We start from the raw sequence: 14373 nt of genomic DNA, 5'->3' as shown, positions 1-14373 counted from the left end.
TACTCAAGCAATTAAAGAAGAGCAAAAAAGACACATGGAGAAGTTAGAAAATCTAAAAAAAGATAAAAAATAATAGTTTTTCCACTTATGAATAATCCTCCACATTGCAAAAAACAACTCCCGTTGTCAAATTCGTATAACTAAACTTTAAATTTTTTAACCATACACTTCAATGGTAATGACCTGCATTGACGATTCTATAGTCATTAAACTCATATTTAACACTAGCAGTTCGGTTCGTTGACAGCGCACCGAACGTATCCCCATAACGATGATTATGGTAAATGTTTCTTGCACAAAAAAGCCGTTGTATCGGTTGCGCTAAATTAGCGATACCTTCAGAGAAATATGTTCAACAGATATTAGGGTATATTGCAGACAGACTCATTTCGAACGTAAACAATGCAGACTTATGCAAGTGATCTAATACTGATAAAAATGAGGAATGAGCCAAAAAAATCATCAGCCGATCGACTGATGATTTTTTTACGATTGAATAGGTTACAGCTGAATAAGTAGTTTATAGCTGAATACGCTGCAAAAATGCTTGCGTGCGTGGGTGCGTTGATAACTCAAACATTTGCTCCGCGCTGCCCTCCTCGACCACATATCCATCTTCAATCAACACCACATGGTCGGCGACATCACGCGCAAAGTTAATCTCATGGGTCACCACCACCATCGTCCAACCTTCAGACGCTAGCTGTTTCATAGTCCCGAGTACGTCTTGTACCAACTCAGGATCCAGCGCAGACGTTGGCTCATCGAACAATAACAATGACGGCTCAATCGCTAAGGCACGAGCAATACCAATACGCTGCTGCTGACCGCCAGATAGCTGAAACGGGTAAAGGTTGGCTTTGTCAGACAATCCTACCTTATCGAGTAGTGCCACTGCTTGCTCGCGCGCTTGCGCTTTACGTTGCCCTTGTACCACCGTAGGCCCAAGCATCAAGTTTTCAATTGCTGTCTTATGTGGAAACAAATTATAAGACTGAAACACCATGCCTGATTTACGCTGCAAGGCCAATAAAGTTTTTTTATTCGGCTTATGAGCAAAGTCGACCGTCAAGCTGCCATCATCAAAGGCAATCACGCCTTGATCTGGAATCTCAAGCGCATTCAAACAACGTAAAAACGTCGTTTTACCTGATCCTGATGGCCCTAATATCACCACCACCTTACCTTTATGAATGGTCAAATCAATGCCTTTTAGCACTTGATTACTACCAAACGCTTTGTGAATATTACTGACTTGAATCATAAAGATTTCCGTTTAAACATTAGAAAAGATGCTTTATAAAGAATAGGTTATAGCATTCCCAAAACTTGAGTAGCAAGGAAAACGAGCGTAAGTACTACACCTAATAGGCTAAGCACGTTTGACGCCACCAATCGTACTTTCGGGTTGGGTATTATTTAGCGACGTAGCGATCTAGGCGGGTCTCAAGCTTACCTTGGATAAAGGTCAAAAACAGACAAATACCCCAATAAATAAACGCCGCTTCGGTATAAACCAGCATAAATTCATAGTTACGCGCCGTGATAATCTGCGCCTGTTTAAACAGCTCAGTGACCAATACTAGTGACGCCAACGAGGTATCTTTTACCAAACTGATAAAGGTGTTCGATAACGGCGGCACTGACACACGCAGCGCTTGCGGCAAAATAACATGGCGAAAGGTTTGCAAATAGGTCAAGCCGACGGTTGAGCCTGCTTCCCACTGTCCTTTTGGAATAGATAAAATAGAGGCGCGCACCGTCTCAGATGCATAAGCACCGATATTGAGTGAAAAAGCAATGATTGCGGAGGGAAATGGATCAAGTTTTAACCCAATACTCGGCAAACCGTAGAAGATAATAAACAACTGTACCAGCATCGGCGTACCACGAATGGCAGACACATAAATACGGGCAAGTCTGTAAATCACCTCATGAAACCAGCCAGCACGCGGCACGATACGAATCAGCGCCACTGTCAGCGCAATGGCCATACCGATGGCGAATGATATCAATGCCAGCGGTATCGAATAATAGATACCACCTTTGAGCATGGGCCAAAAAGACGAGATAACGATTTGTGCCCGATCAGGACTCATAAAAGGCAATAACGCCAATAGATCTGCGAGCCATGACGCCGACATAACAGACGCTGGTATAGTGGAAGCTAGCATTATTTTTGTTGACTTATATCAGCACCAAAGAATTCTTCGCTAAGTTCGGTTAGCGTCCCATCAGCTTGTAATGTCGCCATCGCGTCGTTAAGTTTTTCTACGACTGCGTCATCACCTTTAATCAATATCAAACCTGAACCACGCTGCTCGCTCTTAGGGGCCGTCAGCTTAATCTCAAGATTGGCATCTGGGAATTTTTTTAGATAATCTAACACGGCAAGTCGATCGTTCATTGTAAAGTCAGCACGGTCTTGTTTGACCAATTGCACGGCTTGCGCCATACCGTCGACAGGGACGATTTCTGCTTCATAGCGTTCTGCCAGCTCACCGTAATTACTGCTCAGTGATTGCGCGGTACGCAAGCCTTTTAAGCCTTCCCACGAACTGTAACGATTGTCATCAGTCGGTGCTAATACGACGGCTCCTGACCAGCTATAAGGTGTCGCGATATCATACTTTTTCTGACGCTCAGGGGTGGTCAAGCTCACTTGATTCGCCACCATGTCAAAGCGCTTTGAATCCAAACCTGCCAGCATCGCATCCCACTGGGTCTCTTTAAAATCCACCTCAACGCCTAGCTTATCCGCAACAGCTCGTGTGACTTCGACATCATAACCGGTGAGCTTGCCGCTCTCATTGTGATAAGTGAACGGTGGATAGGTGCCTTCTGTACCAACGATGATAGTATCGCCATTATTGATACGTTGCAGCAAATCTGAGCTACCACTCGCAGCACTGTCTGTTGCAGTGGTATCGGTGTCATTAGTAGTGGACTGACCACAAGCGGCCAGTAATACGGTACTGGCGGCAAGGGCTAAAAGAGTACGACGTTTCATAAGGCGTCCTTATAAGATGAATGAATAATACAAAAATATAACTGGAGCAAAACTATATAAGCCGAACAAAATGGCTAACTCATGAAATACAGGGATGGCGATAAAGCCTGTGCTCTATTATCTTTGGCCTTGGCTGCCCGATTTGAGGATATGCAGTATATTTTTCAATACTACGGCTATATTATCTTTAAACTTTAGGGTTTTTAGAACAAAACAGAACTTTGGCGATGTCGTCTAATTGGCGATGTCGTCTAAATAGTGGCTATTCCATATGTTAGCGTAATTGGGAGAGAATAAACGTACAAAAACAGTGAGCATGCGTAAGGTTACATCTCATTTATAACTCGCCTGAGAACTGATAGCGGTCACCTGCATGCCACATTTTGACAAAGGTCAGCACTTGACCTGACGAATAGGTTTGCCGACGCAAGACTAAGGTTGGCGATTGTACGGATATCTGTAAGGCAGCTGCAATCGCATCAGGTGCGGCTACGGCACGAATGGTATAGCTGCCGCGCTCCAGTGGACTTTTGGCAATGAGGTAATCGCTGGTGTTGACCACACTAAAATCCTGCTCGATAAATTCAGGAACTTTGACGGCATCGACCCAGCGTTCTTCAAACTGTATCGGTTGACCATCAGCAAAGTGGATAATTTTTACCTCATATAAAACCACTGCGTCGCTATTATTAGTATCAACATGACTGACCTTTTGTAAACCAGAAGGTACAACCGCTGCCTCAAGATCAAACTTACGCCGCAGCTCATCATCTAGCATAGCGGCTGTCAGAGGACGCTTACTCACAACCTGCGCCTGATAATCGCGGTTGGCTGATTTCAAATCTTGAGCGATATTGCGCACTTCCACAAAGGTGTGATTAAACTGCTGCTGAGCGACAAAAGTCCCTGAGCCTTGCCGACGCTCCAATACCCGCTCCTCGCTCAGCTCTTTTAAAGCGCGATTTACCGTCATCCGTGACACACCAAACTCTTCTGCTAGCGCCATTTCTGTAGAAATCGCATTGCCTGCCTGCCATTTACCAGAATGAATATTGTCTAATATCGCATTTTTAATCCGCTGATACGCTGGAATTGTCTTTGTCATATCCGCCTTTAACCGTCAACTGTACTCATGGGAATAGCGCCATAATATCACGAGATAACCTGACAAGCCTCAGCAAAACTACATGGTAAGTACCTAACTACAAAATCACTAAAAAATTAATGGGTAATAAATAAAAAACCTTGCATAAAAAAAACATTCCTGATAATTTGTATATACAACTTTAAAAGCTTTAGTTTAAAAGAACCACTACTTAGAAAATCATAAGGAACGATGATGACTAATAAAATGACCCGCCGTGACGAGAGCCGCAATATAGCCGCACCGACCGGCAGTACCCTACACTGTAAGAGCTGGCTGACCGAAGCGCCTTATCGCATGCTGCAAAACAATCTGCATCCTGATGTCGCTGAAAACCCAAAAAGCTTGGTCGTTTATGGCGGTATCGGACGCGCAGCCCGTAATTGGGAAAGCTACGATCAAATCCTAGAATCACTAAAAGAATTAGAAAATGATGAAACCTTACTGGTGCAATCAGGCAAACCAGTCGGCGTCTTTCAGACTCACGAAAATGCACCGCGTGTATTGATTGCTAACTCCAACCTTGTGCCGCGCTGGGCCACGTGGGAGCATTTTAATGAGCTCGACCGCAAAGACTTATTTATGTACGGTCAGATGACTGCTGGTAGTTGGATTTATATCGGTACCCAAGGCATCGTCCAAGGTACTTATGAGACTTTTGTCGAAGCTGGTCGTCAGCATTATGATGGTAGCTGGGCAGGCCGCTGGATTTTGACTGCCGGTCTTGGCGGTATGGGCGGCGCGCAGCCATTGGCCGCGACCTTTGCTGGAGCGACTTCGCTAAATATCGAATGCCAACAATCTAGTATCGATTTTCGCTTGCGTACGGGCTATATCGATAAGCAGGCTGATAATCTAGACCATGCTTACGAGCTTATCAAGCAGCATACCGATGCTGGTGAAGCGGTTTCTATCGCCCTACTTGGCAATGCTGCGGACATCTTACCTGAAATGGTCAAACGCGCTAACGCTGGCGGCATGAAGCCGGACTTGGTCACTGACCAAACCTCAGCACATGATTTGATTAATGGTTATCTACCAAGTGGCTGGACCGTTGAAGAATGGAAAGCTGCTCAAGAAAATCCAGAGCAACATGCCGCGCTAACCAAAGCAGCGGCTCAGTCTTGTGCGGTTCACGTACAAGCAATGCTAGATCTACAAGACATGGATATTCCAACGACCGATTATGGTAATAATATCCGTCAGGTGGCTTTTGATGAAGGGGTTAAAGACGCCTTTAATTTCCCAGGTTTTGTTCCGGCTTATATACGCCCCCTATTTTGCCAAGGTAAAGGGCCATTTCGCTGGGTAGCATTATCAGGTGATCCAGAAGATATTTATAAAACTGATCAAAAGATTAAAGAGCTGTTCCCAGAAAATCAACATATCCATCGCTGGCTTGATATGGCAAAAGAGCGTATCCAGTTTCAAGGATTGCCTGCGCGTATTTGCTGGTTAGGTCTTGGTGAGCGTGACAAAGCGGGTCTTGCCTTTAACGAGATGGTCAAAAATGGTGAGCTAAAGGGCCCTATCGTTATCGGACGCGACCATTTAGACACAGGCTCTGTTGCCAGTCCAAACCGTGAAACAGAAAGCATGAAAGATGGCTCAGATGCCGTATCTGATTGGGCGCTATTGAACGGTATGCTTAATGTCGCAGGCGGCGCAACTTGGGTCTCTCTACATCATGGCGGCGGTGTTGGCATGGGCTATTCGCAACATTCAGGCATGGTCATCGTCGCTGACGGAACTGATGCGGCAGCCAAACGCTTATCGCGAGTACTGGTCAATGATTGCGGCTCAGGTGTCATGCGTCATGCTGATGCAGGATATGAGCTGGCGATTAAGACAGCCAAAGAATACGGCCTAAACTTGCCGATGATTAAGTAGCCCAAATCATTTTTACCTTATAAAAATAAATATATAGTTGATTCACTTTAAAACTGATACGAGTGCTACTGGAGTAATTTTTTCGCAGCCTCTGTCACGCTCGCGAACAGCAAGCAAGAAAAATTGATAACAGTAGCACGTGGTTATTTACTTTATTACAGTCGTATCGACTTTATTTAGAATTGCCTATATAACAAGGATTCTCCCTATGAACAATATCAAACAATTAACTCTACACCCTCGCCAATTAAGTTTTGCGATGTTGCGCGATATTTACGAGCAGCCTGTCGTATTGACCCTGCCTGACAGCGCTTATAAAGCGATAGATGCCTCACATGAAGATGTACGCACCATCATTGCACGTGATAAGAGCGCTTATGGTATCAATACCGGTTTTGGGCTTTTAGCAAAGACCCGTATCAGTGATGATCAGCTCGAGCTACTTCAGCGTAACCTTATCGTTTCACACTCGGTGGGTACTGGTGAGGCATTGCCAGATAGTGTGGTTCGATTGATTATGGTCATGAAGGTTGCCAGTTTGGCGCAAGGCTTCTCTGGCGTACGTCGCGAGGTCGTTGATAGCTTACTTGGCTTAATTAATAATCAAATCACGCCAAACATTCCTGCCAAAGGCTCAGTTGGCGCGTCAGGAGACCTCGCCCCTTTGTCACATATGACATTGGCAATGATGGGCGAAGGCGACGTCTATGTCGCTGGTCAATGCGTGCCAGCCGCTGAGGCGTTAGCGCAGCATGGTCTTGAGCCAATTACCCTAGCGGCCAAAGAAGGTCTTGCCCTTATCAATGGCACCCAAGTATCCACCGCATTGGCATTGCGTGGTTATTTCTTGGCGCGTGACTTACTTGAGACAGCAACTATCGTCGGCTCACTGTCTATCGATGCCGCTAAAGGCTCAGATGCACCGTTTGATGCCCGTATTCACGAAGTACGTGGGCACCATGGTCAAATTGAAATCGCCAAAGCCCACCGTCAGCTTATTAAAGGTAGCGCCATTCGCGCCTCCCATGACGGCGAGCAAGACGATAGAGTACAAGATCCTTACTGCTTACGTTGTCAGCCGCAAGTAATGGGTGCCTGCCTTGATATCATCAATCAAGCAGGCAAGACACTATTGATTGAATCAAATGCCGTCACTGACAACCCACTTATCTTTAACAATGAAGACGGTCCTGTTGCTATCTCAGGTGGTAACTTTCATGCTGAGCCAGTGGCCTTTGCGGCTGATATTCTAGCCTTAGCCATTGCCGAGATTGGTTCTATGTCTGAGCGCCGTATCGCCTTGCTAATCGATGCGACTCTCTCAGGTGGTTTACCGCCATTCTTGGTTGACAATGCTGGGGTCAACTCAGGCTTTATGATTGCCCATGTGACCGCCGCCGCACTCGCCTCAGAGAACAAATCCATCGCTCATCCTGGCAGCGTCGATAGTATTCCAACTTCCGCCAACCAAGAAGACCATGTATCGATGGCAACCTATTGCGCACGACGCTTGTATGAAATGGCGCAAAACACTGCCACTATTATCGGTATTGAGCTACTTGCTGCGGGTCAAGGAATCGACTTCCATCGTGGACTAGATACTTCAGAAGCATTGACGACCGCGCATCAAACACTACGCGCGCAAGTGACGTTTTATGATAAAGACCGCTACCTAGCGCCTGATATTGAAGCGGCAAAGCAGTTAGTATTAGCTGGTACCCTTGCAGAGCATTGGCAAGAATTACGTAGCAATTGGTACGAGTCTAAGTAAGCAGATAGCTTTAAATGTATGTTAAAGGAGATCGGCGATGACTACAATAAATGTTAGCCACACGGCAGCGGATATGAGCCGCTGGACAGGACGTGCCGAACCGTTTGAGACAGCACGCGCCTGCTACTGGTATCAGCTTGCACAGCCTTATGCGTTTGATGGTGCTATACCAAGGGCAGGACAGCGTATTGGACTGATTGGCTTTGCTTGTGACCAAGGTGTCAGACGTAATCAAGGACGTGTGGGCGCAAGAGCTGCTCCGCCATTGATTCGTCAGGCATTTGCTACGCTACCAGTCATCGCTGACTTGCAACAGCGCTTTAATGGTCAGCTGCTAACTTTACTGGGTGATGCCGGTGATATACATTGCCATGACAATGATGGCTTTGCCGCCAGCACTCTAGAACAAGCCCAAGCACACTATGCCGATAAGGTGAGTCAGATTATTAAGCAAGGTGGCTTGCCCATTGGTCTTGGCGGTGGTCATGCCATCGCTTATGGTAGCTTTTTAGGGTTATGGCAGGCGCTACGACAAACAGATGCTGCCAATGATATAAGCTCGACTGATACAAGCGCGACGCCGCGTATTGGCATTATCAACTTTGATGCGCATTTAGATATTCGTCAGTCTGATGTGGCTACTTCTGGCACACCATTTCGACAAATAGCAGAACACCTTGATGAGCACGGTCAGCCATTTAACTATTGCTGTATTGGTGTCAGTCGATTTTCGAATACTGCAGCTCTATTTGATCGTGCTGAGCAGTTGGGTGTACATATCATCAGTGATGAAGATTGTACCAATAAAAAATGGAAAAAAATTACTGCTCAAATAACAACCTTCATCGATAGCGTGGATATTATTTATTTAACGATCGATATGGACTGCTTGCCATCAAGCGTTGTTCCCGGCGTTAGTGCGCCCGCCGCCTATGGTATTCAGCTGAGTTTCGTTGAACGCGCGGTCAAGCTTATTATGGCATCAAATAAAGTAAAAATAGCCGATATTGCTGAGATTAACCCAACCTTTGATATTGATGCCCGCAGCTGTAAAGTCGCGGCGAGACTATTAGCAACTATTATTGAGCAACACTTATTAACGACACTGGTTTAAACACATAACCACTTTTATAACTCACCTGATTATCAGCACTTAACAGGAGTATATTATGACTAACACAGCAAACCAAACAACTGATGCTGCAACGATGACCTCTTTTGATCACATCATTATCAATGCCAATCTTGCCACATTTTCAGCGCAGTATGGTTTTGATATTCATGCTGGCAACAAGGACAATGAATCGGCGGTAGCAAGCAGTGCCTCAATAAAAACCACCCCTTATGGTCAACTAGAAAATTCAGCTATCGGTATCAAAGACGGGAAAATTGCATGGATTGGCGCGACCGAACAGATGACATCACACCTTTCTCATTATCAAGCGGATCAAATCAAAGATATTAATGGCGGTTGGATAACGCCAGGCTTAATCGACTGCCATACACATCTGGTCTATGCTGGTAATCGCAGCAATGAGTTTGAAGCGCGTCTACACGGCGCCAGTTATCAAGAGGTCGCTGCACAAGGTGGCGGGATTGTCGCGACGGTCAGCGCCACTCGTAAAGCCCGTCAAGAAGAAGTATTTGCCCAAAGTGAAAAGCGCCTGCTTGCTTTGATTAAAGAAGGCGTGACCAGTATCGAGATTAAGTCTGGCTATGGCTTGGACTTAGACACCGAACGTAAAATGCTCACAGTCGCACGCCAGCTCGGGGACAAATACGACATACATGTCAGCACCACTTATCTGGCGGCTCACGCCCTGCCCCCTGAATACCAGTCTCACATGCAGGACCGTGCCGATGACTATATCGAGCAAGTTTGCGAATGGTTGCCAATCCTACATAAAGAAGGCTTGGTCGATGCGGTCGATGGCTTTTGTGAAAACATCGCCTTTAGTGCGGCACAAATCAGGCGCGTCTTTGAGGTTGCGCGCGCGCTGAACTTACCGGTTAAACTGCACTCTGAGCAACTATCTGATATCGGTGGTAGCGCCTTGGTTGCTGAATATCAAGGATTATCCAGCGATCATTTAGAGCATTTATCAGAAGGTGATATAAAAAAGATGGCCGCAAGTAATACGGTTGCTGTACTCTTGCCTGGTGCATTTTATACCTTGCGTGATACCAAGTTGCCACCGATTGAAGCGCTACGTAAGCATCAAGTGCCCATGGCAATCTCTACCGATTGTAATCCTGGTACATCACCACTGACATCGCTGTTATTAGCGATGAATATGGGCTGTACGCTATTTTATTTAACCCCTGAAGAAGTATTGGCAGGCTCAACCGTCCATGCTGCGCAGGCTTTAGGACTACCTAATAAAGGGCGTATAGAAGTTGGCTGTGATGCCGATTTAGCGCTTTGGGATATTACCCGCCCTGCCGATTTATGCTATCAGATAGGACTCAACCCTATCCAAGGTATTATGATCAAAGGACAATGGCGTAAAGGATAGCATAGCCAGATCTAAATCAAAAAGAGTCATTCATATTAGGGGTTGTATAGAATTCAGCTAAGGAACTGAGAGAGGCTGCGAAAAACTTTATAGCAATAGTACTAGGGCGTGTCCTCATTTTAAAAATGGTGATGAAAATGAGTTAAATTGCAGTTAAACAAGGAAAATAGTGCAGATAATATCGGGATATTAGCCAAATATTTGACGATGTTTAGCAAAATTTAGCCATTTTAGCCCATTTAGGTATTATCGTTTAGATTGAGGACACGCCCTACACCCATGGTTTAACTTATATCATTAGGCGATTACTTTTTAACCTTACGTTTAAACACTGAACCTGTATTGGCATCGATATTGAGTTCAATAATTTTCTGACCCTTGAGTACTTCAACCTCATAATATGAGGTATGTTTTGCATAATCACGGTCGTTTTTAAACTCAATTTCCATCACCTGACCGCCTGTTTGCTTTTCAGCAAGGTTCATCGCCGCCACAATGTTGATTTTTGCCTTTTTCTGTACTTTATAATCGTTAGTATCATCGCTATCTAAACGCTCAGATTCAGATTTGACAACTTTACCAGTCATAGCATCTATTTTGATTTCATAGTTGATACGGTCAGTGCTGAACTCTACTTCATACACGCCACCATTGCCGTCAGCATCACTATCATCGTCATCGAATTCGGCACTAACTAAAGTACCAGTAGCTTCTTTACTGGCTATATTAATGGCTTGCTTTAAGCTGATTTTTGCAGCTTGAGCAGCGCGCACCTCATCTGAATGACTAGAGGCACTGGCGGCTGTCGTCATGACACCTGTTGTCAAAGCCAATGTCAAACAAGCACCTAATGTCGTTAGTTGAAAACGCTTAAGAGCCTTATTCATAATAATTATCTCCTTATCTATGCTGTATAGATTTTTTTCTAATTATACTAAACCCAAAAAGTAAGATTAGCTGTGTCAAACTCGTTTAGTCTACAGTACGTAGCACTGGCATTCGTTTTCCTTGCTACTCTAATTTTTGTGAATGGTATTACCTAAATTTTGAGTATCTAACGTTATCGTGTTTCCTATCATAACGCTGATTAGAGAGCTCTTTGGCGCAAAAAAGTATCTCAATGTATTATCATTGTTTATAGAAAAAAAACGCGCCTACTCATCAAAGTAGGCGCGGTATGTATGGTGTCCTTTCAGGCGCTATTCATGATAGCGACCATAACTCAATCTTATACCAAACCCAAAAAGTAAGATTAGCTGTGTCAAACTCGTTTAGTCTACAAAGCGTAGTACTTGCACTCGTTTTCCTTGCCACTCTAATTTTTGTGAATGGTATAAGTTTTTATATAGCACTGATAGAGAAGTAGTACTGATCAAAACTTAGTTCAAAATACCATAAGCACATAACGCGTCAGCAACACGCTTGAAACCAACGATATTTGCGCCCGCCATATAGTCAATATAACCTTTATCCGTTTGGTTATATTCTTCTGACGCTTCAGCCGCACAGTCATGGATGTTTTTCATGATGCACTTTAGGCGCTCATCTACTTCATCAAAGGTCTGATACTGACGCACTGAGTTCTGTGACATCTCCAGCGCTGAAACAGCGACGCCACCAGCATTTGCCGCTTTTCCTGGTGCATAATGCACACGATACAAGCGAATATGATCGATGGCATCAGCAGTCAGCGGCATATTTGCGCCTTCAACGACGTATTTGACCCCATTATCTACCAACTGTTTGGCTTCATCTTCATTGACTTCATTTTGGGTCGCTGAAGGTATCGCAATGTCCGCTTTGAATTGCCAAGGCTTTTCGCCTGCAAGCCACTTACCACCAAAAACATCGACATATTCTGCTAGTGGTTTGCTTTGCTCTTTTTGCGCTTTGAGCCAATCGATTTTTTCTTGATTGAGGCCTTTTTCATCATATAAAGTGCCTTGAGAATCGGAAACCGTCAAGACAATACCACCAAGCATGCAGACTTTTTCAGCAGCATGTAGCGAGACATTCCCCGCGCCTGATACTAAGACTTTCTTTCCTTTAAGTTCTTCGTTTTGTGCGGCAAGCATATTTTCTAAGAAATATACGGCGCCATAGCCCGTCGCTTCAGTACGCATTAAACTGCCGCCAAAACCGACGCCTTTACCAGTCAGAACACCGGTAGATTCGCGCGTCAGGTTTTTGTACATGGCAAACATATAACTGACTTCACGTCCACCAACACCGATATCGCCCGCTGGTACGTCCATATCTTTGCTGATGTAGTGATGCAATTCACGCATAAAAGCATAGCAAAAACGGCGAATCTCAGTGTCTGTTTTGCCTTTAGGGTCAAAATCAGAGCCACCTTTGCCGCCGCCAATAGGCAAGCCTGTCAGTGCGTTTTTGAATATTTGTTCAAAACCTAAGAATTTTAGAACCGATTCGTTCACGGTTGGATGAAAGCGCAGACCACCTTTATAAGGGCCTAAAGCATTGTTGAACTGTATACGCCAGCCACGGTTGACTTGTACTTCACCTTGATCGTTTTCCCAGTTAACACGGAAGTTAAAAATACGGTCAGGCTCAGTCAGGCGCTCAAATATCTTCAAAGTTTCGTATTCAGGATGCGCATCATATAGTGGCTTAATCGTAAGGGCCACTTCTTTTGCCGCTTGGATAAATTCAGATTGGTGGGCGTATTGTGATTCAATTTTTTCGATAGCCTGACTGATGCTCATATAGGTTCCTTAAGGTAAAAATTGTGGTCGTGCTGATTTACATTGGCGTTTTATCGCATTACTGCAAACGATCGGATGGCAAACGCTAATGTGGGATTGCAGTCGCTCCTGTACGCTGTTCTGTCTAGGAACTGGTGGGATTAGAAGTCCGTTAATTGTGTCTCTAAATAGTACATCCAGAAGCACAAACTTTTTTGCCTTACATCTATATATCATTTTTTAGGCGTATAAGTCTAGTAAATATCACCATCATCAAAAGTGATGAACAACTTTTTTATAATTATAATGTATAAAATGACCGTTGACGAAAACTTAGTAGTCAAAAAAAATCAAAGCCAATGTTGAATATTTTGACTGCTTTATGATTAGAAACTTAGGTTCTTTTATTGATTTTATCAAACTTACTGTATGGAATAAGCGTCAAGCTAAAAATAAAAGTAATAGTTAAACCACTAAAACAAACTTTTGTTATATAAGATTAAGAAGTGAATGACGAAAGGTTATTAAACTGCCTTGAAAGGTTAAAAAACATTGAATATTTGGCCTTTTATTCACCTCATATCATATCAATATTAATAGTAAGGGCTTATAATATTGCCGCTAGTTAAAGACTGCTTAAAACATTATTAACCGTTATTTTGTTCAATTAATAACCCGTCATAGAGAGTTCGATATGCGTACTGATTCATTCCAGCAAATTTTGGAAGATTTAAACAGCTCATCAGCTGATGTTGAGGCTTCTGCCTTGATTTCTAACGATGGCCTTATGATTGCATCTGCTCTACCAACAGGTGTTGATGAAGACCGCGTTGGTGCAATGTCAGCAGCTCTATTGTCACTAGGTGACCGTGCAGGACGCGAATTGGCTCGCGGTAGCATTGACCGTATCATGATTCAAGGTGAAAAAGGCTACGTCATCATGACCTCGTCAGGTGATGAAGCGGTACTAACTATTATGGCAAAACCAAACGCCAAACTTGGTTTGATATTTCTAGACATCAAACGTGCTTCAGAGGCGCTGGCCAAACTTATCTAATCGTTGGTTTTAACGTGCTAACGTTCTTAAAGTGCTAACGCTGTGGTTCTCTTCGGCGTCTACAATATAGACTTCTTCTGTGTATAATACTTTAAATGAAAATGAGCTCACTGTCTCATAAAAATAATTTAAGGTATTACACACTGTTTATACTGAGTCAATGATTGAGGTTTTTGAAACTTGAGCTTTTAAAAATTGAGAAAACCCAATCCTAGCGCGTCATCATATTCAGCACCGTATAAGTGCTACTCATGAAAAATAAGCATGTAGAAGCACATTA

11 protein-coding genes are annotated in these 14373 nt (G+C 44.0%); 5 read left to right on the top strand and 6 right to left on the bottom strand.

Translation table 11 applies throughout. The features are described from left to right. Nucleotides 1–520 precede the first annotated feature (520 nt). From ACT3TU_RS04550 to ACT3TU_RS04535, 4 genes are all read right to left on the bottom strand, one after another. A complete protein-coding gene (locus ACT3TU_RS04550; RefSeq protein ID WP_192528749.1) occupies nucleotides 521–1264 on the bottom strand; it encodes an amino acid ABC transporter ATP-binding protein in 744 nt (247 codons plus the stop codon). Between the two features lie 151 nt (nucleotides 1265–1415). Then, complete coding sequence (locus ACT3TU_RS04545; RefSeq protein ID WP_444784071.1) at nucleotides 1416–2174, bottom strand: amino acid ABC transporter permease; 759 nt, start codon at nucleotides 2172–2174, stop codon at nucleotides 1416–1418. Beyond that, nucleotides 2174–3010: an amino acid ABC transporter substrate-binding protein gene (locus tag ACT3TU_RS04540; protein ID WP_192528750.1), complete on the bottom strand. Its 837-nt coding sequence runs from the start codon at nucleotides 3008–3010 to the stop codon at nucleotides 2174–2176. Before ACT3TU_RS04540 ends, ACT3TU_RS04545 begins: the two co-directional genes overlap by 1 nt. Nucleotides 3011–3347: 337 nt before the next feature. Further along, on the bottom strand, nucleotides 3348–4115 hold the full coding sequence (locus ACT3TU_RS04535) for a UTRA domain-containing protein (RefSeq protein ID WP_192528751.1): 768 nt from the start codon (nucleotides 4113–4115) through the stop codon (nucleotides 3348–3350). 246 nt (nucleotides 4116–4361) lie between these two features. On the opposite strand from ACT3TU_RS04535, the gene hutU reads away from it, so the two are divergent. From hutU to hutI, 4 genes are all read left to right on the top strand, one after another. After that, entirely contained in the window at nucleotides 4362–6044 is a 1683-nt protein-coding gene (hutU, locus tag ACT3TU_RS04530; protein ID WP_263973693.1) for a urocanate hydratase, read from the top strand. A 208-nt stretch (nucleotides 6045–6252) separates the two neighbouring features. Then, the gene (hutH, locus tag ACT3TU_RS04525) at nucleotides 6253–7815 is read left to right on the top strand and encodes a histidine ammonia-lyase (protein WP_192528753.1); all 1563 of its coding nucleotides are present in this window, start codon (nucleotides 6253–6255) and stop codon (nucleotides 7813–7815) included. A 37-nt stretch (nucleotides 7816–7852) separates the two neighbouring features. After that, entirely contained in the window at nucleotides 7853–8929 is a 1077-nt protein-coding gene (gene hutG / locus ACT3TU_RS04520) for a formimidoylglutamase (RefSeq protein WP_192528754.1), read from the top strand. A 55-nt stretch (nucleotides 8930–8984) separates the two neighbouring features. Beyond that, on the top strand, nucleotides 8985–10331 hold the full coding sequence (hutI, locus tag ACT3TU_RS04515) for an imidazolonepropionase (RefSeq protein ID WP_192528755.1): 1347 nt from the start codon (nucleotides 8985–8987) through the stop codon (nucleotides 10329–10331). A 305-nt stretch (nucleotides 10332–10636) separates the two neighbouring features. Here the strand turns inward: hutI and ACT3TU_RS04510 are convergent, their stop codons facing one another. Next, nucleotides 10637–11218: a PepSY domain-containing protein gene (locus ACT3TU_RS04510; RefSeq protein WP_192523436.1), complete on the bottom strand. Its 582-nt coding sequence runs from the start codon at nucleotides 11216–11218 to the stop codon at nucleotides 10637–10639. Between the two features lie 492 nt (nucleotides 11219–11710). Beyond that, the gene (gene gdhA, locus ACT3TU_RS04505) at nucleotides 11711–13057 is read right to left on the bottom strand and encodes an NADP-specific glutamate dehydrogenase (protein WP_192523437.1); all 1347 of its coding nucleotides are present in this window, start codon (nucleotides 13055–13057) and stop codon (nucleotides 11711–11713) included. A 673-nt stretch (nucleotides 13058–13730) separates the two neighbouring features. On the opposite strand from gdhA, the gene ACT3TU_RS04500 reads away from it, so the two are divergent. Beyond that, entirely contained in the window at nucleotides 13731–14093 is a 363-nt protein-coding gene (locus ACT3TU_RS04500) for a roadblock/LC7 domain-containing protein (RefSeq protein WP_010201036.1), read from the top strand. Nucleotides 14094–14373 lie beyond the last annotated feature (280 nt).

The organism is Psychrobacter sp. AOP3-A1-26, assembly GCF_052378235.1.
Classification (GTDB): domain Bacteria; phylum Pseudomonadota; class Gammaproteobacteria; order Pseudomonadales; family Moraxellaceae; genus Psychrobacter.
This window is presented reverse-complemented; position numbering and strand designations above follow the sequence as displayed.

Bases quoted from the DNA above. Each gene is read 5' to 3' on its own strand.
- ACT3TU_RS04550 (WP_192528749.1), bottom strand. From the start codon at position 1,264: ATGATTCAAGTCAGTAATATTCACAAAGCGTTTGGTAGTAATCAAGTG.
- ACT3TU_RS04545 (WP_444784071.1), bottom strand. From the start codon at position 2,174: ATGCTAGCTTCCACTATACCAGCGTCTGTTATGTCGGCGTCATGGCTC.
- ACT3TU_RS04540 (WP_192528750.1), bottom strand. From the start codon at position 3,010: ATGAAACGTCGTACTCTTTTAGCCCTTGCCGCCAGTACCGTATTACTG.
- ACT3TU_RS04535 (WP_192528751.1), bottom strand. From the start codon at position 4,115: ATGACAAAGACAATTCCAGCGTATCAGCGGATTAAAAATGCGATATTA.
- hutU (WP_263973693.1), top strand. From the start codon at position 4,362: ATGACCCGCCGTGACGAGAGCCGCAATATAGCCGCACCGACCGGCAGT.
- hutH (WP_192528753.1), top strand. From the start codon at position 6,253: ATGAACAATATCAAACAATTAACTCTACACCCTCGCCAATTAAGTTTT.
- hutG (WP_192528754.1), top strand. From the start codon at position 7,853: ATGACTACAATAAATGTTAGCCACACGGCAGCGGATATGAGCCGCTGG.
- hutI (WP_192528755.1), top strand. From the start codon at position 8,985: ATGACTAACACAGCAAACCAAACAACTGATGCTGCAACGATGACCTCT.
- ACT3TU_RS04510 (WP_192523436.1), bottom strand. From the start codon at position 11,218: ATGAATAAGGCTCTTAAGCGTTTTCAACTAACGACATTAGGTGCTTGT.
- gdhA (WP_192523437.1), bottom strand. From the start codon at position 13,057: ATGAGCATCAGTCAGGCTATCGAAAAAATTGAATCACAATACGCCCAC.
- ACT3TU_RS04500 (WP_010201036.1), top strand. From the start codon at position 13,731: ATGCGTACTGATTCATTCCAGCAAATTTTGGAAGATTTAAACAGCTCA.